The sequence below is a fragment of the Streptomyces sp. NPDC047108 genome, assembly GCF_040643575.1.
In the GTDB taxonomy this organism is placed as follows: Bacteria; Actinomycetota; Actinomycetes; order Streptomycetales; family Streptomycetaceae; genus Streptomyces.
This window is the reverse complement of the sequence record NZ_JBEYUP010000003.1, coordinates 607720-627961: the sequence shown is the minus strand read 5'-3', so window position 1 is coordinate 627961 and position 20242 is coordinate 607720. Positions and strand designations below refer to the sequence as shown.

20 protein-coding genes are annotated in these 20242 nt (G+C 71.8%); 11 read left to right on the top strand and 9 right to left on the bottom strand.

All coding sequences use genetic code 11. The features are described 5' to 3' along the window. On the bottom strand, window positions 1-456 hold the full coding sequence (locus ABZ822_RS10915; protein ID WP_360850243.1) for a MerR family transcriptional regulator: 456 nt from the start codon (window positions 454-456) through the stop codon (window positions 1-3). A 162-nt stretch (window positions 457-618) separates the two neighbouring features. Here ABZ822_RS10915 and ABZ822_RS10910 point away from each other — a divergent pair, with 162 nt between their 5' ends. After that, window positions 619-1434: a serine hydrolase domain-containing protein gene (locus ABZ822_RS10910; protein ID WP_360850240.1), complete on the top strand. Its 816-nt coding sequence runs from the start codon at window positions 619-621 to the stop codon at window positions 1432-1434. Between the two features lie 99 nt (window positions 1435-1533). Here ABZ822_RS10910 and ABZ822_RS10905 read toward each other — a convergent pair whose 3' ends face one another. Next, window positions 1534-2214, bottom strand: a complete 681-nt coding sequence (locus ABZ822_RS10905) for a pirin family protein (RefSeq protein ID WP_360850237.1) — start codon at window positions 2212-2214, stop codon at window positions 1534-1536. A 171-nt stretch (window positions 2215-2385) separates the two neighbouring features. Between ABZ822_RS10905 and ABZ822_RS10900 the strand changes: the two genes are divergently transcribed. The 5 genes from ABZ822_RS10900 to fabF all read left to right on the top strand — a co-directional run bounded on the left by ABZ822_RS10900 (window position 2386) and on the right by fabF (window position 7326). Next, complete coding sequence (locus ABZ822_RS10900; protein ID WP_360850234.1) at window positions 2386-3570, top strand: helix-turn-helix domain-containing protein; 1185 nt, start codon at window positions 2386-2388, stop codon at window positions 3568-3570. Window positions 3571-3659: 89 nt separating this feature from the next. Further along, the gene (locus tag ABZ822_RS10895; protein ID WP_360850231.1) at window positions 3660-4643 is read left to right on the top strand and encodes an ACP S-malonyltransferase; all 984 of its coding nucleotides are present in this window, start codon (window positions 3660-3662) and stop codon (window positions 4641-4643) included. Between the two features lie 12 nt (window positions 4644-4655). Then, complete coding sequence (locus ABZ822_RS10890; RefSeq protein WP_360850228.1) at window positions 4656-5690, top strand: ketoacyl-ACP synthase III; 1035 nt, start codon at window positions 4656-4658, stop codon at window positions 5688-5690. Between the two features lie 48 nt (window positions 5691-5738). Next, window positions 5739-5987, top strand: a complete 249-nt coding sequence (locus ABZ822_RS10885; protein WP_360850225.1) for an acyl carrier protein — start codon at window positions 5739-5741, stop codon at window positions 5985-5987. Window positions 5988-6063: 76 nt separating this feature from the next. Then, the gene (gene fabF / locus ABZ822_RS10880) at window positions 6064-7326 is read left to right on the top strand and encodes a beta-ketoacyl-ACP synthase II (protein WP_360850222.1); all 1263 of its coding nucleotides are present in this window, start codon (window positions 6064-6066) and stop codon (window positions 7324-7326) included. Window positions 7327-7400: 74 nt separating this feature from the next. Here the strand turns inward: fabF and ABZ822_RS10875 are convergent, their stop codons facing one another. Beyond that, window positions 7401-8276, bottom strand: a complete 876-nt coding sequence (locus tag ABZ822_RS10875; protein WP_360850219.1) for an NAD(P)-dependent oxidoreductase — start codon at window positions 8274-8276, stop codon at window positions 7401-7403. Between the two features lie 75 nt (window positions 8277-8351). Then, entirely contained in the window at window positions 8352-8846 is a 495-nt protein-coding gene (locus ABZ822_RS10870; RefSeq protein ID WP_360850216.1) for a DUF3145 domain-containing protein, read from the bottom strand. Between the two features lie 460 nt (window positions 8847-9306). On the opposite strand from ABZ822_RS10870, the gene ABZ822_RS10865 reads away from it, so the two are divergent. After that, window positions 9307-10251, top strand: coding sequence for an SGNH/GDSL hydrolase family protein (locus ABZ822_RS10865; protein WP_360850213.1), 945 nt, complete (start codon window positions 9307-9309; stop codon window positions 10249-10251). Window positions 10252-10278: 27 nt separating this feature from the next. Here ABZ822_RS10865 and ABZ822_RS10860 read toward each other — a convergent pair whose 3' ends face one another. After that, window positions 10279-12816: a glycoside hydrolase family 3 C-terminal domain-containing protein gene (locus ABZ822_RS10860; protein ID WP_360850210.1), complete on the bottom strand. Its 2538-nt coding sequence runs from the start codon at window positions 12814-12816 to the stop codon at window positions 10279-10281. 245 nt (window positions 12817-13061) lie between these two features. On the opposite strand from ABZ822_RS10860, the gene ABZ822_RS10855 reads away from it, so the two are divergent. Both ABZ822_RS10855 and ABZ822_RS10850 read left to right on the top strand, forming a co-directional pair. Then, window positions 13062-13676: a TetR/AcrR family transcriptional regulator gene (locus ABZ822_RS10855; protein WP_360850207.1), complete on the top strand. Its 615-nt coding sequence runs from the start codon at window positions 13062-13064 to the stop codon at window positions 13674-13676. A gap of 241 nt (window positions 13677-13917) precedes the next feature. Further along, window positions 13918-15225 carry a pyroglutamyl peptidase gene (locus ABZ822_RS10850; RefSeq protein WP_360850204.1) on the top strand — a complete coding sequence of 436 codons (1308 nt, stop codon included), beginning with the start codon at window positions 13918-13920 and terminating at the stop codon, window positions 15223-15225. 405 nt (window positions 15226-15630) lie between these two features. Here the strand turns inward: ABZ822_RS10850 and ABZ822_RS10845 are convergent, their stop codons facing one another. From ABZ822_RS10845 to ABZ822_RS10835, 3 genes are read right to left on the bottom strand one after another with little or no spacing between them, the layout of a single operon-like run. Then, the gene (locus ABZ822_RS10845) at window positions 15631-16449 is read right to left on the bottom strand and encodes an EI24 domain-containing protein (protein ID WP_360850201.1); all 819 of its coding nucleotides are present in this window, start codon (window positions 16447-16449) and stop codon (window positions 15631-15633) included. Between the two features lie 17 nt (window positions 16450-16466). Next, the gene (locus ABZ822_RS10840) at window positions 16467-17234 is read right to left on the bottom strand and encodes a hypothetical protein (protein ID WP_360850199.1); all 768 of its coding nucleotides are present in this window, start codon (window positions 17232-17234) and stop codon (window positions 16467-16469) included. Then, on the bottom strand, window positions 17227-17832 hold the full coding sequence (locus ABZ822_RS10835) for a sigma-70 family RNA polymerase sigma factor (RefSeq protein ID WP_360850196.1): 606 nt from the start codon (window positions 17830-17832) through the stop codon (window positions 17227-17229). Before ABZ822_RS10835 ends, ABZ822_RS10840 begins: the two co-directional genes overlap by 8 nt. Before the next feature lie 301 nt (window positions 17833-18133). Here ABZ822_RS10835 and ABZ822_RS10830 point away from each other — a divergent pair, with 301 nt between their 5' ends. Together ABZ822_RS10830 and ABZ822_RS10825 are read left to right on the top strand one after the other, a co-directional pair. After that, window positions 18134-18604 (top strand): copper-binding protein, encoded by a 471-nt coding sequence (locus ABZ822_RS10830; protein WP_360850193.1) that lies wholly within the window; start codon window positions 18134-18136, stop codon window positions 18602-18604. Between the two features lie 13 nt (window positions 18605-18617). Further along, the gene (locus ABZ822_RS10825; protein WP_360850190.1) at window positions 18618-19115 is read left to right on the top strand and encodes a hypothetical protein; all 498 of its coding nucleotides are present in this window, start codon (window positions 18618-18620) and stop codon (window positions 19113-19115) included. Between the two features lie 103 nt (window positions 19116-19218). Here the strand turns inward: ABZ822_RS10825 and ABZ822_RS10820 are convergent, their stop codons facing one another. Then, a complete protein-coding gene (locus tag ABZ822_RS10820) occupies window positions 19219-20238 on the bottom strand; it encodes an NADP-dependent oxidoreductase (protein ID WP_360850187.1) in 1020 nt (339 codons plus the stop codon). Window positions 20239-20242: the final 4 nt, after the last annotated feature.

The window sequence follows — 20242 nt, the reverse complement described above, 5'->3', positions numbered from 1 at the left end:
TCAGGACCTCTCCGACGCCTCCTGGGCGTCCGCATACATGCCGATCTTGTAGTCCAGGACCGCGAGGGTGTCCTGCAGCTCGGCGATCCGCCGCCGCACGTCGTCGCGGTGCGTGTGCAGCAGCCGGTGGCGTTCCGTGACGGTGTGGTCGCCCTCCCGCACCAGCTCGGCGTAACGGACCATGTCCGCGACCGGCATCCCGGTCAGCCGCAGCTTGCCGACGAAGGCCAGCCAGTCGAGGTCCTTGTCGGTGTAGCGGCGCTGGCCCGTGTGCGACCGGTCGACGTGCGGCATCAGGCCGATCCGCTCGTACCAGCGCAGGGTGTGCGCCGTCAGCCCGGAACAGGCCGCGACCTCGCTGATCGTGTAGCGGTCCCGGCCCTCGGGGCGCGGCGAGGCGGGCACCGCCGCGCACAGCTGCACCGCCTGCTCGGACACGTTCTCCGCCACCGTCATGCGTCACACCATCCTTCGCGGGCCGAAAGCCCTGGAAACCCTCGCGACCACGTCAACGCTAGAGACTTCGAGTGCACTCCAGGCAAGCGGAAGAGCCCGGGGACCGGCAAGGGATTCCGGCCGCCGGAAGGCGCGTCGGAGGCCCGCGTTAGGCTCGGCCCCATGCAGAGCGTGCGCATGATCGAGAACTGGCCGGTCCCGACCGCGGCCGCCGCCGTCATACGGGCGGACGGCACGATCGCCGGTTCACACGGCCCCGCGGACCACCGCTTCCGGCTCGCCTCGGTCACCAAGCCCCTGGCCGCCTATGCCGTGCTCGTGGCGTACGAGGAGGGTGCGGTCGAACTCGACGAGCCCGCCGGTCCGGAAGGCTCGACCGTGCGCCATCTCCTCGCGCACACCTCGGGTCTCGCCTTCGACGAGCACCGCATCACCGCGGAGCCCGGCACCCGCCGCCTGTACTCCAACGCGGGCTTCGAGGTGCTCGGCGACCACATCGCGAAGGCCACGGACATCCCCTTCGCCGAGTACCTGCGGCAGGCGGTGCTCCAGCCGCTCGGCATGGCCTCCACCGACCTGCCCGGCTCCCCCGCCAAGGACGGCGTCTCGACCGTCGCCGACCTCTCCCGCTTCGCCGCCGAACTCCAGGCACCGCAGCTGCTGCACCCCCGGACGGTCGCCGAGGCCATGTCCGTGGTGCACCCGGGCCTCTCCGGCGTCCTCCCCGGTTACGGGCACCAGAAGCCGAACGACTGGGGCCTCGGGTTCGAGATCCGGGACTCCAAGTCGCCCCACTGGACGGGTTCTTCGTCCTCGCCGCGCACGTTCGGGCACTTCGGCCAGTCGGGCACGTTCCTGTGGGTGGATCCGGACGCGGGCGCGGCATGCGTGGCGCTGACGGACCGGCCCTTCGGGCCGTGGGCGGTCGAGGCATGGCCGCCCTTCACGGACGCGGTGCTGGCCGACCTGTCCGCCTGACCTCGCGCCTGCCGCACACGGACCGGAGCGGCGTCACCGGACGGCCCGTTCACCCCGGCGACGACGCGCGAGCGGCCCACGGACCGTATGTGCTCTCCCCTAACGGAGTTCCCAGATCAGGAGTTCCGTGGCGTCAACCGCCGTCATCTCGCGGTCCTCGCTTCCGGTGATCCTCACGGCGTCACCCGGACCGAGCATCTCCTCGTCCAGGCGAACGGTGCCGCGCACCACATGCGCGTACACCCGCGGGGCGTCCGGCAGGGCGCTGCGCTCGCCGGGGGCGAGGCGGCGGAGGTGGAGCACCGCTCCCGCCCGCTCCAGCGCATAGGGCGTGCCGTCGGCGATGCCGCGGACCACCTCGTACTCCGGCCCGCCGGACACCTCGCACTCCGGCTCGCCGCCCGGCCGGCATGACGGTTCGAGCCACATCTGCACGAACGTGAGGGGCTCGGCGCCGTCGTTGCGCTCCACATGCCGGACGCCGCTGCCGGCACTGAGGCGCTGTACGTCACCAGCGCGGACGACGCTCGCGTGGCCTTGCGAGTCGCGGTGGGTGAGTTCGCCCTCGACGACCCAGGTGACGATCTCCACATCCCGGTGCGGGTGCTCGTCGAAGCCCGCGCCAGGCGCGAGCCGTTCCTCGTTGCAGGCCATGAGCGCCCCGAAGCGCAGATTGTCCGGGTCGAAGTGGTGTCCGAAGGAGAAGGCGTGCAGCGTCTCGATCCCCGCCGCCGCGTCTTTGCCCCGGTAGCGCTCCCGGCCCCGCCATACCTCGCCCATCACTCCACCGTAACCGCGCGCGGTGACGCTGCCGCACCGTCCCCTCACCGTCCGCGTGCAGGACCGGAGCACTCCCGCCCCGTACGTCCCGCACGTCTCTCGCGTCACATCGCGTACCGCTCGGCGCCCCCTCCGCCCCGGCCGCTCGTCCCGATGAGGCAGTCTTGTCCCGTGCCTGATACCGGATCCGCAGACGCTCATCCTCACGCCGCCACCCTGCGGCGGCTGGAGAAGTCCTCCGGCCGCCTCGCCGCGAACGCGATCGCCCGCATGGACGAGACGCTGCCGTGGTACCGCGCCATGCCCCCCGAGAACCGGTCCTGGATCGGCCTGGTCGCGCAGGCGGGCATCGCGGCGTTCACCGAGTGGTTCCGGCACCCGGAGACCCCGCAGGCCATCAGCACCGACGTCTTCGGCACCGCGCCCCGCGAGCTGACCCGGGCCATCACGCTCCGCCAGACCGTCGAGATGGTGCGCACCACGATCGAGGTGATGGAGTCCGCCATCGACGAGGTGGCGGCGCCCGGTGACGAGTCGGCCCTGCGCGAGGCCCTGCTCGTGTACGCACGCGAGATCGCCTTCGCCACGGCGCAGGTGTATGCCCAGGCCGCCGAGGCCCGCGGCGCCTGGGACGCCCGCCTCGAATCGCTCGTCGTCAACGCGGTGCTCTCCGGCGAGGCGGACGAGGGCGCACTCTCGCGCGCGGCCGCCCTCGGCTGGAACTCCCCCGAGCACGTCATCGTCGTCCTCGGCACCGCCCCCGACGGGGACAGCGAGTTGACGGTCGAGGCGATCCGCCGCGCCGCCCGGCACGCCAAACTCCAGGTCCTCACCGGAGTTCTGGGCGACCGGCTCGTCGTGATCGCGGGCGGCAGCAACGACCCGATCCGTACGGCGAAGGCGCTCATCGGCCCGTTCGCCGCCGGGCCCGTCGTGGCGGGTCCCGTCGTGGGCGACCTGCTGTCGGCGACCCGGTCCGCGCAGGCCGCGGCCGCCAGTCTGCGCGCCTGCAGCGCCTGGCCGGACGCACCGCGTCCGGTGCTCGCGGACGATCTGCTGCCCGAGCGCGCGATGGCCGGGGACGCAGGCGCGCGCGAGCAGTTGGTGGAGGAGATCTACAGACCGCTGGAAGAGGCGGGGTCGGCTCTCCTGGAGACCCTGAGCGTCTATCTGGAACAGGCCAGCAGTCTCGAGGGCGCGGCCCGGATGCTCTTCGTGCACCCCAACACCGTGCGCTACCGGCTTCGACGTGTGACCGACGTCACCGGATGGTCGCCCTCCGATGTACGGTCGGCGTTCACCCTCCGTATCGCCCTCATTCTGGGGCGCCTGGCCGACGGGGAAACCAAGCTTTAGCCTTTTGTTGGACACCCACAATTCCCCTGACGGTTCTTGGTCCCTGTCCCCACCGGCGATACCGACCGTCCACAAGAGAGAGTGTGAGAGTGCTCGTACTCGTCGCTCCCGGCCAGGGCGCTCAGGCGCCCGGCTTCCTGACCCCCTGGCTCGACCTCCCCGGCGTCACCGAGCGCCTCGAGGAGTGGTCGACCGTCACCGAACTGGACCTCGTGCACTACGGCACCCAGGCGGACGCGGACGCGATCCGTGACACCGCCGTGGCCCAGCCGCTGCTCGTCGCCGCCGGACTGGTCGCGGCCCAGCAGCTCTTCGCGGCGCCCGGTGACGTCGGCCGGCTGGCCGGTGCCGCGGCGGGACACAGCGTCGGTGAGATCACGGTGGCCGCCGCGACCGGTGTGCTGGCCCCGGAGGCCGCCATGTCGCTCGTACGGCAGCGGGGCGCGGCCATGGCGAAGGCCGCGGCCGTGACCGAGACCGGCATGTCCGCGGTCCTGGGCGGCGACCCCGACGCGGTGGTCGCGCACCTGGAGAAGCTGGGTCTGACTCCGGCGAACATGAACGGCGCCGGGCAGATCGTCGCCGCGGGCACCGCCGAGCAGTTGGCCGCCCTCGCCGAGAACAAGCCCGAGAAGGCCCGTGTCATCCCGCTCAAGGTGGCCGGTGCTTTCCACACGCACCACATGGCTCCTGCGGTCGACACGCTGGCGGCTCTCGTGCCGGACCTGGACGTCAACGACCCGAGCACCGCGTACGTCTCCAACAAGGACGGCCAAGTCGTCGCAGGCGGTGGGGAGATCGTGCAGCGCCTGGTCGACCAGGTCTCCAACCCGGTCCGCTGGGACCGGTGCATGGAGACGTTCCAGCGGCTCGGTGTCACCGGGATGATCGAACTGTGCCCGGGCGGCACACTCTCCGGCCTGGCCAAGCGCGCCCTGCCGGGTGTGAGGACCGTCGCCCTGAAGACTCCGGCCGACCTCGAGGCGGCTCGCGAGCTCATCGCCGACGTCACGTCGGCCCCGTCATCCGCTGACGCGGTGGGCGTGTCGTCCGCCGACCAGAACGCCGAATAGGAGCCGCGCAGCATGTCCGCGAAGATCAGGCCGAGCAAGGGGTCCCCGTACGCGCGGGTCCTCGGCGTCGGCGGCTACCGCCCCACGCGCGTGGTGCCGAACGAGGAGATCCTCAAGCACATCGACTCCTCGGACGAGTGGATCCGCTCGCGCTCGGGCATCGCCACGCGCCACTGGGCCGGTCCGGACGAGACGGTCGCCGAGATGTCGGTGGAGGCCGCCGGCAAGGCTGTCGCCGCCGCGGGCATCACCGCCGAACAGGTCGGCGCCGTCATCATCTCGACGGTCTCGCACTTCAAGCAGACCCCGTCCATCGCGACGGAGATCGCGCACCGGCTCGGCTCGGGCAAGGCCGCCGCGTTCGACATCTCCGCCGCCTGCGCCGGCTTCGGCTACGGCCTGACGATCGCCAAGGGCCTCATCGTCGAGGGCAGCGCCGATTACGTGCTCGTGGTCGGCGTCGAGCGTCTCTCCGACCTCACCGATGTGACCGACCGTTCCACCGCTTTCCTCTTCGGCGACGGTGCGGGCGCGGTCGTCGTCGGCCCGTCCGAGGAGCCCGCCATCGGCCCCAGCATCTGGGGTTCGGAGGGCGACAAGGCGGACGTCATCTCGCAGACCGTCCCCTGGGACGACTTCCGCGTCGGCGACGTCTCGCAGCTTCCGGTCGACGAGGACGGGGAGCTGAGGTTTCCCGCGATCCGCCAGGAGGGCCAAACGGTCTTCCGCTGGGCGGTGTTCGAGATGGCGAAGGTCGCCCAGCAGGCGCTGGACGCGGCCGGGATCACCCCGGACGACCTGGACGTCTTCATTCCGCACCAGGCCAACATGCGGATCATCGACTCGATGGTGAAGACCCTCAAACTGCCGGAGCACGTCACGGTCGCCCGCGACGTGGAGACCACCGGCAACACCTCGGCCGCCTCCATTCCGCTCGCGATGGAGCGGATGCTGGCGACCGGGCAGGCCAAGAGCGGCGACACCGCGCTTGTCATCGGCTTCGGGGCGGGCCTCGTCTACGCCGCCACGGTCGTTACCCTCCCCTAGCCAAGATCATCAACCAGCGAAAGCGAAAGACACAGAAGGAGCGCCTCCATGGCCGCCACCCAGGAAGAGATCCTCGAAGGTCTCGCGGAGATCGTGAACGAGATCGCCGGTATCCCCACCGAGGATGTCCAGCGTGAGAAGTCGTTCACCGACGACCTGGACGTCGACTCGCTGTCCATGGTCGAGGTCGTCGTCGCCGCCGAGGAGCGCTTCGACGTGAAGATCCCGGACGACGACGTCAAGAACCTCAAGACCGTCGGCGACGCTGTCGACTACATCCTCAAGCACCAGGACTGATCCAGCCGAGCGCCTGTCGCCACCCCGCGGTGGCGCCGTCGATTCGGACCCCTCGACACGTGGAGAAAGAATTCCTGTGAACGCGACCAATCGCACTGTGGTCGTCACCGGTATCGGCGCAACCACACCGCTGGGCGGCGACAGCGCATCGACCTGGGAAGGTCTGCTGGCCGGACGCTCGGGCGTCAGCGCCCTCAAGCAGGACTGGGCCGTCGACCTTCCGGTCCGCATCGCCGCACAGATCGCCGTCGAGCCGGGCGAGGTCATCGCCCGGCCGCAGGCGCGCAAGCTGGACCGCTCGGCGCAGTTCGCGCTGATCGCCGCCCGCGAGGCCTGGGCCGACGCGGGCTTCACCGCCAAGGCCGGCGAGGACGCGGCCATGGATCCCGACCGGCTGGGCGCGGTCATCGCCTCCGGCATCGGCGGGGTCACCACGCTCCTCGACCAGTACGACGTGCTGCGGGAGAAGGGCGTACGCCGGGTCTCCCCGCACACCGTTCCGATGCTCATGCCGAACAGCCCCGCCGCCAACGTCGGCCTGGAGGTGGGCGCCCGCGCGGGCGTGCACACCCCGGTCAGCGCCTGCGCGTCGGGCGCCGAGGCCATCGGCTACGCGATCGAGATGATCCGCACCGGCCGCGCCGACGTCGTCGTCGCGGGCGGAACCGAGGCCGCCGTCCACCCGCTGCCGATCGCCGCGTTCGGCAACATGATGGCGATGTCGAAGAACAACGACGACCCCGAGGGCGCCTCGCGGCCGTACGACGAGGGCCGTGACGGCTTCGTCCTCGGCGAAGGCGCGGGCGTGGTCGTGCTGGAGTCGGCCGAGCACGCCGCCAAGCGCGGCGCGCGGGTCTACGCCGAGGCGCTCGGCCAGGGCATCTCGGCGGACGCGCACCACATCACGCAGCCCGAGCCGTCGGGCAACGGCATCGCGCACGCGCTGCAGAACCTCCTCGACGGCACCGACCTCAAGCCGTCCGAGATCGCGCACATCAACGCGCACGCCACGTCCACCCCGCAGGGCGACGTGGCCGAGATCAAGGCGCTGCGGAAGGTCTTCGACGACGACGTGGACCACATGGCCCTGTCGGCCACCAAGTCGATGACCGGTCACCTCCTCGGTGGCGCGGGCGGTATCGAGACGGTCGCCACCGTTCTCGCGCTGCACCACCGGCTCGCCCCGCCGTCGATCAACATCCGGAAGCTCGACCCCGAGGCAGACGCGGACGTCGTGCGCGGCGAGGCCCGTGCCCTTCCCGAGGGCACCATCGCGGCGCTCAACGACTCGTTCGGCTTCGGCGGACACAACGTCGTGCTGGCCTTCAGGACCGTCTGATCCGACGCTTCACGGCCCCTGCCCGGTGCGCTGCGCCGGGCAGGGGCCGTTTGCGTCGTCGTCCGGGAGCGCGTTCAGTCGGGAAAGCTCGCGAACCAGCTCGCCGCCATGTCCTCGTCGCCGTGGCCCAGTTGCTCGGCGCGGCGCAGCCGTGCGGCGCCGGCCTCGGCCACGTCCAGCCGCACCCCGGCCCGCTCCCCCGCCTCCACGATCAGGCGGGCGTCCTTGGCGGCGGTCGTCACCGTGAAGTTGGGCGCGTAGTCGCCGGACATGATGGCCGCCGCCTTGGTACGGAGGTAGCGGCAGTCCAGCGCCCCGCCCTCGATGGCGTCGAGGAAGCCCTGAGGCGCGACGTCGAGGCCTTCGGCGAGGGCGAGGGCTTCGGCGGTGGCGTTGTTGACGGCCAGGACCCAGCTGTTGCAGACGAGTTTGAGCCGGCTCGCGGCACCGCCGGCCCCGTCATCGGCGATCCAGACGACACGGCTCCCGACCGCGTCGAGGACGGGTGCCAGGACCGTACGGGCTTCCCCGGGCCCCGCGGCGAGAACGGTGAGCTGTCCCTGTTCGGCGGGCTGCCGGGTGCCGAGGACGGGCGCGTCGACGAACAGCAGGTCGTGTTCGGCCGCGAAGGCGGCGAGGGATTCGAGGGCGTCGAGACCGGCGGTGGTGGACTGGGCCCATACGGTTCCGGGGCCCAGGGCGGAGGCGGCCGCGCGCATCGCCTCGAGCGCGGCGGAGCCGTCGTACAGCATCGTGAGGACGACATCGGCGCCCTCGACGGCAGCGGCGGGGTCGTCGGCGATACGGGCCCCGTCGGCGGCCAGCGGTTCGGCTTTGGCGCGGGTGCGGTTCCAGACGCGGACGTCCAGTCCGGCGCGGCACAGGTTGCGGGCCATCGCGGCCCCCATGATGCCGGTTCCCAGAACGGCCACTGAGGTGGTGTCAGGCATGACGGCACGCTACGACGCGTCCTCGCCCCGGGGCAGGGAACCGCGCATCGCGCGGCCGTCGCTCCACCCGGGTGCTCAGACCACCTGGTGGAGCCAGCGGACCGGTGCGCCCTCCCCTGCGTACCGGAACGGCTCCAGCTCGTCGTCCCACGGCTTGCCGAGCAGCCTGGCGATCTCGGACTCCAGATCGGTCTCGCCCTGCCCGGCGCGGACGAGCGCGGCACGCAGCCGGTCCTCCGGGATCAGGATGTCGCCGTGGATGCCGGTGACGGCGTGGAAGATGCCGAGATCGGGTGTGGAGCTGTAGCGCTCGCCCTCGGCGGTGGCGCAGGGTTCGGCCGTCACCTCGAAGCGGAGCAGGTGCCAGCCGCGCAGCGCGGACGCCAGCTTGGACGCCGTGCCGGGCTCGCCCTGCCAGGAGAACTCGGCCCGCCACGTCCCGGGCGAGGCGGGCTGCCTGATCCAGTCGAGGCTGACGCGCACGCCGAGTACGCCCGCGACGGCCCATTCGACGTGCGGGCACAGCGCACGCGGTGCGGAGTGAACGTAGAGAACTCCACGTGTCGTCACCGGGACCTCCAGTGTGGGACGAGGTTCGCCTTCCCCAGCGGCCTCGTGCCCGTACCGGTCGTGTCCGGGACAGCACGTGACATCCTGCCCCACGGGTCCCTTCCGAACCAGCTCCCGAGGTCACATGCAGTAAACACTACGGAGAGCAATTCTTGCCAAAAGGGACAACATGTGACGCGATGTAATTTTCCGGGTTGCCGGGAAGCGCACGCTCCTCTGGGTCGACGGGCCATCAGGTCGCTGTTCCCCGAAGCGCAGCGTCCCGACGCCACGGGGAAAAGCTACCGTGCTGCGGAGGGCCAGGTGTGACGTACCGCCGGTCCCGGGCGGATATCGGCGAACCTTTCACTCGCTGGGACGCCCTGGGCCCCCGATCGGGGAACGTCCGAGCGGGCCGATACGTCCCCCAGGTGGGTATACGGAGCGGAACCCTTGCCACCGCCGGAGGGGAGCAACACAGATGCGGGGAACCCACGAGCGCGCACAACCGCGCGCACCCCGGCGCGAGCGCCGGGGCCGCGTCGTCGCGGGGCTTGTGGCGGGTGCGGTGCTGACGGGGGCCGCGGGAATCGTCTGGTTCGCCGTCGACGAGCGCGGTGACGGGCCGGGCGGAGGGTCCGCGGAGGCGTCCCGCAGCCCCAGTCCCAAGCCCACCCCTCAGTGGGACACGAGCCCACGCTCCATCGCTGCTCTGGGTGACTCCATCACGCGCGGCTTCGACGCCTGCGGCGTGCTCACGGACTGTCCTGAGGTGTCCTGGGCGACGGGCACGGAACGCGGCGTCGGCAGCCTGGCGCAGCGGCTGCTGAAGGACCCGGGACGCAGCAGCTGGAACCACGCGAAGTCCGGGGCGCGCATGGACGACCTGCCGCGCCAGGTCTCGGCCGCCGTGTCCGACCGGCCGGACCTGGTGACAGTGATGGTCGGGGCGAACGACGCGTGCCGCGACAGCACCGATCTCATGACCTCGGCCGCCGCCTTCCGTTCCGACTTCGAGAAGGCCCTGCGCACGCTGCGTCGCGCGGTGCCGAAGACGCAGGTGTATGTGGCGAGCGTCCCGGACCTCAAGCGGCTGTGGAGCGAGGGGCGTCAGAACCCGTTCGGCAAGCAGGTGTGGAAGCTGGGCATCTGCGCCTCGATGCTGAGCGAACCGGACTCGCTGGACAAGGCGTCGGTGACCCGCCGTCAGCAGGTGTACGACCGGGTGGTGGCGTACAACACCGCGCTGAAGGAGGTGTGCGGCAAGGACCCGCGGTGCCGGTACGACGGCGGGGAGGTCTTCCGGTACCGCTTCAGCGAGAAGCAGCTCAGCCCCTGGGACTTGTTCCACCCGAGCAAGAACGGTCAGGAGCGGCTGGCCGAGATCGCCTACCGCCGGATCACGGCGAAGGAGCCCGTGGCGTGACCCGGCCCCTCCGCCGCTCGCCGGGCGTCACCGCTCCATGTGGATGCGGGCCCGCAGCCGCCGGTCGTCGATCGAGTGCGCCGCCTCCACCGTGTACGTACCGGAGATGAGGCGCCAGCCGTCGGCCTTCTCGTCCCAGATCTCGAACGCGCGGCGCGGCAGCGGGATGTCGACACGGACGGTCTCGCCCGGAGCCGCATCGACGGTGGCGAAGCCCGCGAGGCGGCGGACGGGCCGTTCCGGCAGACCGGGGCCGCCGCTGCCGGGCGCCAGATAGATCTGGACGACCTCGCGTCCGGGGCGGGTTCCGGTGTTGCGCAGGCGGACAGTTGCGGTGGCGTCGGTCGAGGAGAGTTCGAGGCTCTCGTAGTCCCAGGTGGTGTAGCCGAGGCCGTGGCCGAAGGGGTAGGCGGGGGTGATGCCCGCTTTCTCCCAGGCGCGGTATCCGATGAACACGCCTTCCTCGTAGAGGAGTTCGCCGTCGTCGGGCTGGACCCGTGTCACGGGGGCGTCGGCCAGGGCGACGGGCCAGGTGGTGGGGAGCCGGCCGCCGGGTTCCTCGTCACCGAGCAGCACGTCGGCGAGGGCGGCGCCCGCCTCCTGCCCCGGGAACCAGCCGAGCAGGACGGCGTCGACCTCCTCGCGCCACGGAAGCTCCACCGGGGAGCCGGAGTTGACGACGACGACCGTGCGCGGGGCGACGGCGGCGACGCGGCGTACGAGTTCGTCCTGGCGGCCGGGGAGCGCAAGGCTCGTGCGGTCGAAGCCCTCGCTCTCCACCCGTTCGGTGGTGGCGACGACCACGACGGCGGTGTCGGCGCCGGAGGCGGCGGCGACGGCCTCCTCCATGAGCGCGTCCGGGTCCCGTACCGGCTCGCCGTGGACCAGGGCGACGGCGACGGCGGACATGGGAGCCTCGGGCAGTTTGGCGACCGTGCAGACCAGGGAGACGTCCACCGACTCGCCTGCGGCCAGCTCCACGTGTCCGCGCGGGACGGGGGTGCCCTGGAAGGCTTCGAAGGGGTCGCCCTCGTCGGTGGGTTCCTCGGCGCCTTCGAAGAGCAGCCGGCCGCGGACGGTGAGCGCGAAGCCGCCGAGACCGCGGGTGCCGAAGGCATGGGATCCGCTCTCGCGCGCGGTGAAGGTGCCGGTGATCTCGAGGGTGTGAAGGTCCTCGAAGCGCACGCCGTCGGGGAAGTCGCCCAGCCAATGCACCAGGCCGCTGGGCAGCGGCTCGCCGCCGAGTTCGTGGCCCGACGCATCCCGGCAGACGGCGCGCAGCTCGAACCCCTGGCCCGCGACGCCCAGTTCGTCGCTGGGGTCGGCGCCCACCGCGTACTGGACCGCGACGCTCTCCGGGAGCGCGGTCCGGAGCCCGTCGAGCGGGGAGACGACATGGGCGGGGAAGACCTCGGCGGAGCCGCCTCCCAGGATCCGGGCGTCGCGGGCGGCCGCGCCGATGACGGCGACGCTGCCGGTCCGGGCGGGGTCGATCGGCAGCGTCTCGCGCTCGTTGCGGACCAGGACGAAGGAGCGGCGGGCGATCTCGCGCGCCAGCGCGTCGCCGTCGATGGCGGCGGGGAGGTCTTCGGGGGCGACGGCGGGCGGCGCTGCGTCGAGGGCGCCGGTGCGGGCGGCGAGCCGGAGGACGTTCCGGACGGCGGCGTCGACGGCGGACTCCTCGGCGTGGCCGTCCCGGACGGCGGCGGCGAGGGCCGCGCCGTAGACGGTACGGGGGCCGGGCATGGCCACGTCCAGGCCGCCGTGCAGCGCGCCCGTGGTGTCGCGGGCAGCCATCCAGTCGGAGACGATCGCGCCGTCGTAACCCCACTCGCCGCGCAGGACGCCGAGTTGGAGGGCGGCGTGCTGAGTCATGGTGGACCCGTTGACGCCGTTGTAGGCCGACATGATGCCCCAGGGGCGGGCGTTGCTGACGATGGCCTCGAACGGGGCGAGGTAGAGCTCGCGCAGGGCACGCGGCGGGATCACGTTGTTCACGGTGAAGCGCTCGGTCTCGGCGTCGTTGCCGACGAAGTGCTTGAGCGTGGTACCGACGCCGCCGTCCTGCACGCCCCGCACGTAGCCGGTGCCGATCTCACCGGTGAGGTGCGGGTCTTCGGAATAGCACTCGAAGTGGCGCCCGCCGAGCGGCGAACGGTGCAGGTTGACGGTGGGTGCCAGGAGGACGTGCACGCCTTTGCGGCGGGCCTCCTGCGCGAGGAGCTGTCCGGCGCGGCGGGCGAGCGCCGGGTCCCAGGTCGCGGCGAGGGCGGTCGGGCTGGGAAGGGCGACGGAGGGGTCGGCGGCGGTCCAGCGCACACCGCGTACGCCGATGGGGCCGTCGGACATGACGAGCGAGCGCAGGCCGATCTCGGGGAGCGCGGGCAGGGACCAGGTGTCCTGGCCGGCGAGCAGACGGGTCTTGGCGTCCAGGTCGAGCTTGCCGAGGGCGTGCTCGACGGCGGCTTCGCGGGCCGCGTCGCTCTGTGCGCTCCCCGCGCTCTGTCCGTGCCGTGCGCTCTGCGGGTCCGGTGCCGGAGTGTCTGCCGCGTCCTGCGGGGCCATCGTCGACCTCCTCGGGGAATGGTGCGTTCGTCAGGGGTGGACGTGCGTCGGGTGGCGCTGTGCGGGGGCCTGTCGGGGGGCCGATCGGGGTTTTCGTCCGCGGGCTCGGCGTCCGCCGGCTCGGCCTCCGCTGGGGTCGCGGTTCGTTCCGAGGCGGGCGCACGCCATCCTGACCTCGCAGACCATGCGAGCGGTAGGCGTCGACATCATTTCGTTATCTTCGCGTGAAGGCTAGGCTCGGGCGCGTGGCGGAGCAGTGGCAGGCGGGACGGCGCGGGAGCGGGCGCGAGGCACGCGGTGAGGAACGGCGCGAGTCGATCCTGCGAGCCACCATGGCCGTCATCGCCGAGCGCGGCTACCGCGGCGCGTCGCTCAGCGCGGTCGCCGACCGGGTCGGCCTCACCCAGCAAGGTCTGCTGCACTACTTCCCGACCAAGGAGGCACTGCTCATCGCGGTGCTCGAAGCGCGGGACGACTGGGACACGCAGCACGCCTCGGCGCCGGGCGGTGAGCCGTGGCCACTGGACCTCTACACCTCGCTGGTCGAGTACAACGCCACGCGGCCGGGCATCGTGCAGACCTTCTCCGCCCTGCTCGGCGAGAGCGTGACCGAGGTCCACCCGGCGCAGGACTTCTTCCGGCGCCGCTACGCATCGGTGCGCGAAGGCATGGCCGCCACGCTGCGCGGGGAGTTCGGCGAGCGGCTGCCGGGAGGGCTGACGCCGGAGGAGGCGGCGCCGCTGATGGTGGCGGTGATGGACGGGATGCAGTTCCAGTGGCTGCTGGACACCGAGCGGGTGGACATGGCCGAGGCGTTCCGCGCTCTGGTCTCGTTGTTCCGGCAGGGCGCTGACGACTGAGGGGACGCTGGGGCGGGGGCAGTTGTCCGCGGCGCGATGCGTGGCGTTGCGGGCGGGGGGAGGTTGTCCGCGGTGCACGCGGGTCGCGGCGGCTCGGGGGTCGCGGCTCGGGGGTCGTGGGTCGTGGCTCGGGGGTCGTGGCTCGGGGGTCATCTTCGGTTATCCACAGGTGGTGACGGGGGTCGCGACGGTGTGGTGAAGTCGTCCCCGTCCCACTGCGGAGTTGGAGGAGACCCCAGCCATGAGATGGACGGACGCCCGCAAGGTTCTGCTCGGTGCCGGTGCCGTACTGGCACTCTGCGCACCCATGGCTTCGGCCGCCCCCGCTGCCCCGCCGACCGGATCGGCGCCGGCCGGATCGGCTGGGTCGACCACGCTCACGGTCGAGGAACAGCGACTGGCGAAGGAGGGGCCGCAGGAAATCCTCCGGCGCAGCGGATTCGATGCCCTGGTACCGGAGTTCGCGCGGTCGCTGGAAGGTGCAGGCTCGTACGGCGAGGCCGCGCGGATCACCGGCCGGTCCGGAGCGGGGCTGTGGGAGCGGGCGGTCGACCGCGTGCAAGGCCGTGGCCCGGCGGGCGGTGACCTGAGCCGGGACGACGACCGGCCGCTGTACTGGGCACGGTTGGGCATGACCAAGGCGCTGCGCGAGTGGTCGCCGTCCTTCGAGCTGTCAGAGGCACGGCGGGCGGAACTGATCGCGCGTCTCGAACGCACTTCGCGCGGGCAGGACTCGATTCATCTGCCGGCGGGACGGCAGGTGAAGCGGATCGTGGTCACGGGGTTCGACCCGTTCCAGCTGGACGCGGACATCCGCCGCAGCAACCCGTCCGGGGCGGCGGCGCTCGCGCTCGACGGAACCACGATCCGTACGGATTCGGGGCCCGCGCGGATCGAGACCGCGGTCTTCCCGGTGCGTTGGGGGGATTTCGCGGATGGGACGGTGGAGCGGACTCTGTTGCCGCACTTCAGGAGCGGGGCGCGGCAGGTGGACATGTTCACCACGATCAGCCAGGGGCGCGTCGGGCGCTTCGACGTCGAGCGCTTCAACGGAGCCTGGCGCGGCGGCTATCCGGACAATGTGAACGTGTCGCGTACGGAGACCGTGCCGGTGCCGGAGGGCATCCCGACGCTGGAGCCGCAGCCCCAGTGGACGGCGACGAGCCTGCCGTACAGGGAGATCGTGGACGCCGACACCGGTGACTTCCCCGTGAACGACAACACTGCCGTCACGGAGATACCGGCCGGTGGAACCGGACCGGTGGACCGGCCCGACGGGCCGACCGAGGGCTCGACGGCCCGTGCGGGCGGTGGCGGCAACTACCTGTCGAACGAGATCGCCTACCGCGCGACGCTGCTGCGCGACGCCCTCGGGCTGACCGTGCCGGGCGGACATCTCCACACGCCGGTCCTGCAGTTCGGAGCGGGCAACACGGACCCGGCCACCGGGCAGATCACCGACCCCGAGTTCATACGCAACCGGCTGGCGATCACCGAGCAGGTGCGGTCGGTGATACGCACGGGGGCGGGCACTCTGTCGCGGGGCTGACCCTCCGAGGTCGGGGCCTTCGGCCGGACTTCGGCCGGCAGGGGTTGAGCACTCCGGCCGGACTTCGGCCGGCAGGGGTTGAGCACTCCGGCCGGACTTCGGCCAGCAGGGGTTGAGCACTCCGGCCGGCCGAAGGCCCCGGGTGACCGGGGACCGCCACCCGGCTGCATAGGGGCGGGTCCACAACTCGTGCGGGTTGCGCCACGACAGCGGGGCGACACCGGTGAACCACATGAGGAGCCTGGTGACCGGCACCGACGTGGTGGCCCGGGCCGCCGCGAGGACGGGGCCCGTCGACCGGACGGGCGCCACCGGGATGGCCGTTGGCCGCTGGGATGGTCGGGGCGGCGTCGGAGGGTTGGCGCTCGGCAGCACCGTGGCGCGGGCCGGAGCCGGGGGGGGCGGTCAGCCCTGGACCGGTGGGGACGGCTCGGCGGCCAGGGCGTCCTGGGCGCTGTCGTGCTCGTCGAGCCGGGCAGGCCGGTCGTCCGTGCCCACGAGGTCACGGGCGAGAAGCGTGGCTCCCGCCACTGCGCCCGGCATCAGGAAGACCGCGACGACGGGCACGAGGAAGAGCAGTGCCAGCGGAACGCCGAAGCCGAGCGTGAGCATGCGGCGCCGACGGAGCATGACCAGCCGCGGCTTCAGCCGGAAGCCGCGGCGCTGGAGGGCGACGGCGGTGAGCTCTTCCGCGAGGAAGAAGCCGGAGACACAGATTCCGAGGGCCGGGACGACGGTCTGGCCGATGAGGGGGAGGAATCCGAGGGCGAAGAGCAGCACGGCGTAGAGAGCGACTCGCAGCAGCACCGCGATGCTGTCGACTGCCGAGATCAACAGCTCACGCCAGAGCGGCAGTCCGGACTCGGGGGCGAAGCCGTCCTGGGAGATGTCGACCTGTTCGGACAGCGACTCGTAGAAGGGCTGGCCGATCAGGAGCGTCACCGCGGTGAAGGACACGACGGCGAGAAGGAGGCCGAATGCGAAGAGGAGGGCGGTGAGAAAACCGCGGAAGAGGCCCTGCCAGGGCGAGCCCCAGTCATCGGCGAACGGCGTGGCCCAGGCGGTCAGGTCGTCCGCCCAGAATCCCAGGCCGATGAGGACGCCGACGTACAGCACGAGGGTGATGAGCCCGGGCAGCAGCCCGAATCCCCACCAGCGGCCGTGTCGGGCCACCCAGCGCTGCCCGTCGATGAAATAGCGGATACCGAGCCCGAGGTCGCCCATGGGGGGCAGCCTAATTGTCAGCGGCCCGCTCCGTCGAAGTGGGCTGTGGCGAGGACCGCACCGTCCTCGGAGACGAGACGGGCGCCGGAGACGGTGTCGGCGTCGACGGGCGCCGGGCCGCCCCAGTAGCCGCGTCCGTCCTTGAGCGGGTACGAACCGACGTCCGTCGTGGTGCCGTCGGTGCGTTCGAGCTGGCAGGTCACCTTGCCGCTGGGGGGCGACGCCGGGCCGTAGCCCGAGGTGCCGCCGCTGTCGAGGGCGACGGACATGTAGATCCAGCCGGGCGAACCGGGGTGGGCGAAGATCTCGCCGACACGGTCCCCCCCGCTGGTCAAGTCAGCCTGGAGGAGGCCGTGTTGGGTTGCAGGGGCGGAGGCGGTGGGGGCGGGGGGACCGGCGGTGGCGTCACCGATCGCCCAGCCGCCGAAGCCGAACGCGGCGGCGATGGCGGCGGCCGCGGCGGCGAGCCGGAGCCGGTTGCGGCGGCGCTGCTGAAGCTGCCGTTTCCCGGGGACTTCGAGGCGGTTGAGGACACGTTTCTCGAATCCGACGGGCGGCTCGCTGCCGGGCAGCAGCCCCAGCAGGCCGTCGGCGGTGAGCGTGAGCTGCTCGATGTGCTCGCGGCAGCCGGGGCAGTGGTCCAGGTGGGCGATGGCGGCGGCCCGCTCCTGGGCGGGGAGGATGCCGAGGGCCAGCTCGGTGCCGAGGCCGTTCCGCAGTTCCTCGCACGTGATGCCCTGGCCGCGGTCGCGGTCGTCGTCGTAGGGGCGGGCGCGGTCATTCATGGCCGGCTCGCTTCGTCTCCGCTCGCTTCGTCTCCGCCGTTGCGAGGGCGGTGCGCAGTTTCGCCATGGCGGCCCTGATCCGCGTCTTGGCCGTGCCGAGCGGGATGTCCTCGGTGTCGGCGACCTGCTGAGCGGTCATCCCGTAGATACCGGCCATCGCCAGCGCACGCGCCTGCTCACGCGGGAGCGCGGCGAGGGCCGTACGGACACGGCGGGCCGATTCGGCGGCGACGACACGCTGCTCGGGGGTCTCGGTCCCCACGATGTCGAGAAGGGCGTCGAGGTCCTCGGGTGCGACGGGGGTGGACCGGCGGGCGCGGACGGCGTCGATCGCCAGATTGTGCGCGATCGCCGTCAGCCAGGTCTTCACCGAGCCGCGTCGTGAGTCGTACATCTGCGCGTGCCGCCATGCCCGTTCGAAGGTCTGCTGGGCGATGTCCTCGGCGAGCTGGGGGTCACCGACGACGGCGATGGCGACCCCGTAGACCGGACGCTGGAAGCGGCGCACGAAGGCGACGGCGATCTCGGGGTCGCCGGTCGTGAGTCCGGCCAGCAGCGTTTCGTCCGCGGCTCGGCCCAGAGGAAGGCCCATCCTCATATCACTCGATACGGCCAGGCAGGGAGAACGGATTGCGCATCCGCTCGCCCCGCAGGGGTGGCGCTCCTTCCATTCTCGCTCGCGCCCCGCTCCCGCGCTCCGCGCACGGCAGCTGATCCAGGAGAGCTGATCCCCGCGGACGGGCTCGTTCGCGGACGGGCCGGTCTCCTCGTACCGTGCGGCGTCCAATCCCGGGGCGCCGCTCGTGCGTAATCACGGGCAGGACAGCCGCAGAGCCGACAAGCGCGGAGTGGCGCGGCCGGCTGCGGGGGCGGGGAGCGCACTCGCGGAAGGCGGAACCATGGCCATCACGGTGAGGGGCGGGAGAAGTGCCGCGCTGGGGATCGCGGGAGGTGTGCTGGCGGGCGTCCTCGTCGCCTGCGGGGGCGGCGGCTACGGCGGTGGCGGGGACTCGGGGAGCACGTCTCCGACGTCCGGCAGCGGCGACAAGACGGCGACGCGCGTGACGGTGGACATGAAGGACTTCACGCTGGCGTTGTCGGAGAAGACGTTCACGGCCGGGGATTACACGTTCGTGGCCACGAACAACGGAACGCACGAGCACGCACTGGAGGTCGAGGGTCCCGGAGGCGAGCAGAAGACGAAGACGCTGATGCCCGGGCAGATGGGAGATCTGACCATGACGCTGCAGAAGGGCACGTACAAGGTCTACTGCCCGGTCGACTCGCACGACGACCTGGGCATGAGGACCCAGATCACGGTGGGCGGGACCAGCGGTTCGAGTACGCCGGGCGACGGTTCGGGCTACTGAGGGTGAGGTTGTGATGCGTAGCGTCGTCGGCGCGCTCCTCGCTCTGCGGCTCACGGGAGCGGGGCTGACCGCCGCCATGGCGGGGATCCACGCGTATCTGTGGGGCGAGGGGTACGGGAATCTGGAGACGATCGGTGAGCTGTTCCTGGTCAACGCGATCGTGGGCGGCCTCCTGGCCGTGGCCCTGCTCGTGACCGGCGTCCGCCTCCTGACATGGGTCGCCGGGGTCGGTGCGCTGTTCACGGCGGGGACGCTGGCCGCGCTGGTCCTCAGTCTGACCACCGGGCTCTTCGGCTTCACCGAGTCGGTCGACGCCCCGTGGGTGACCACGACGCTCGCCGTCGAGTCGGCGGGCACCGTCGCGCTGGCCGCGCTGGTGCCGATGGCCCGTCTGTCGCGGGCCGTCACCGCACGGAGGGGCGGAGGGCGAAGCGGCTCTACGGGACCGGTCGGCGGCGGTGCACCGACCGCGGCTTCCCGCGCACCCGGGCGCGGGAAGCCGTGGCCGTAGAGCGGGGGTGCAACGTGCCTTCCCGCGGGCGGCGACGGTCCGCGGGGACCGTCGCCGGGCCTCAACGCAACGCCCCTCCCTGCGGGGCCCGTTGAGCGGACGGTCAGTCGCCGAAGGCGACGATCATCTTGCCCACGTTCTCACCGCGGAGCATGCCGAGGAACGCATCCACCGCGTGGTCGATGCCCTCGACCACCGTCTCCCCGTACTTCAGCTCGCCGGAGCGGATCCAGCCGGACACCTCGCCCACGAACTGCTCCTGGAGCCCGGCGTGGTCCCGGACGAGCACACCCTGCAGTCGCAGCCGCTTGCCGATGACCTGGGCGAGATTGCGCGGCGCCGGGGTCGGCTCGGTCGCGTTGTACTGCGCGATCATGCCGCAGAGGGCGGCGCGGCCGTGGACGTTGAGCGTCGCGAGAGCGGCTTCGAGGTGATCTCCGCCGACATTGTCGAAGTAGACGTCGATGCCGTCGGGAGCGGCGGCCTTGAGCTGCTCCTCAACCGGGCCGTTCTTGTAGTTGAAGGCGGCGTCGAAGCCGTACTCCTCGACGAGCAGCCGGACCTTCTCGTCGGAGCCCGCGCTGCCGATGACCCGCGAGGCGCCCTTGAGCTTGGCGATCTGGCCGACCTGGCTGCCCACCGCACCGGCCGCACCGGAGACGAAGACGGCGTCGCCCTCCTTGAAGGAGGCGACCTCCAGCAGGCCCGCGTAGGCGGTGAGACCGGGCATGCCCAGGACACCGAGGTAGGCGGGGAGCGGGGCGAGAGCGGGGTCCACCTTGGCCGAGTGCTTGGCGTCCAGCACCGCGTACTCACGCCAGCCGAGGCCGTGGAGGACGTGGTCACCGACGGCGACGGTGTCGGAGTTCGAGGCCAGGACCTGGCCGACCGCGCCGCCCTCCATGGGCTGGTCGAGCTGGAACGGCGGTACGTAGGACTTCACGTCGTTCATCCGGCCGCGCATGTACGGGTCCACGGACATGTGGGTGTTGCGGACCAGGATCTGGCCGGGACCGGGGGTGGGGATCTCGGCCTCGCGCAGGGCGAAGTCCTCGGGCTTCGGCCAGCCGTGCGGGCGAGCCGTGAGGTGCCATTCCCGGCCGGTCTTCGGCAGTTCGGACATGGTG

Bases quoted from the DNA above. Each gene is read 5' to 3' on its own strand.
- ABZ822_RS10915 (WP_360850243.1), bottom strand. From the start codon at position 456: ATGACGGTGGCGGAGAACGTGTCCGAGCAGGCGGTGCAGCTGTGCGCG.
- ABZ822_RS10910 (WP_360850240.1), top strand. From the start codon at position 619: ATGCAGAGCGTGCGCATGATCGAGAACTGGCCGGTCCCGACCGCGGCC.
- ABZ822_RS10905 (WP_360850237.1), bottom strand. From the start codon at position 2,214: ATGGGCGAGGTATGGCGGGGCCGGGAGCGCTACCGGGGCAAAGACGCG.
- ABZ822_RS10890 (WP_360850228.1), top strand. From the start codon at position 4,656: ATGTCCGCGAAGATCAGGCCGAGCAAGGGGTCCCCGTACGCGCGGGTC.
- ABZ822_RS10885 (WP_360850225.1), top strand. From the start codon at position 5,739: ATGGCCGCCACCCAGGAAGAGATCCTCGAAGGTCTCGCGGAGATCGTG.
- ABZ822_RS10875 (WP_360850219.1), bottom strand. From the start codon at position 8,276: ATGCCTGACACCACCTCAGTGGCCGTTCTGGGAACCGGCATCATGGGG.
- ABZ822_RS10865 (WP_360850213.1), top strand. From the start codon at position 9,307: ATGCGGGGAACCCACGAGCGCGCACAACCGCGCGCACCCCGGCGCGAG.
- ABZ822_RS10860 (WP_360850210.1), bottom strand. From the start codon at position 12,816: ATGGCCCCGCAGGACGCGGCAGACACTCCGGCACCGGACCCGCAGAGC.
- ABZ822_RS10850 (WP_360850204.1), top strand. From the start codon at position 13,918: ATGAGATGGACGGACGCCCGCAAGGTTCTGCTCGGTGCCGGTGCCGTA.
- ABZ822_RS10845 (WP_360850201.1), bottom strand. From the start codon at position 16,449: ATGGGCGACCTCGGGCTCGGTATCCGCTATTTCATCGACGGGCAGCGC.
- ABZ822_RS10840 (WP_360850199.1), bottom strand. From the start codon at position 17,234: ATGAATGACCGCGCCCGCCCCTACGACGACGACCGCGACCGCGGCCAG.
- ABZ822_RS10835 (WP_360850196.1), bottom strand. From the start codon at position 17,832: ATGAGGATGGGCCTTCCTCTGGGCCGAGCCGCGGACGAAACGCTGCTG.
- ABZ822_RS10830 (WP_360850193.1), top strand. From the start codon at position 18,134: ATGGCCATCACGGTGAGGGGCGGGAGAAGTGCCGCGCTGGGGATCGCG.
- ABZ822_RS10825 (WP_360850190.1), top strand. From the start codon at position 18,618: ATGCGTAGCGTCGTCGGCGCGCTCCTCGCTCTGCGGCTCACGGGAGCG.
- ABZ822_RS10820 (WP_360850187.1), bottom strand. From the start codon at position 20,238: ATGTCCGAACTGCCGAAGACCGGCCGGGAATGGCACCTCACGGCTCGC.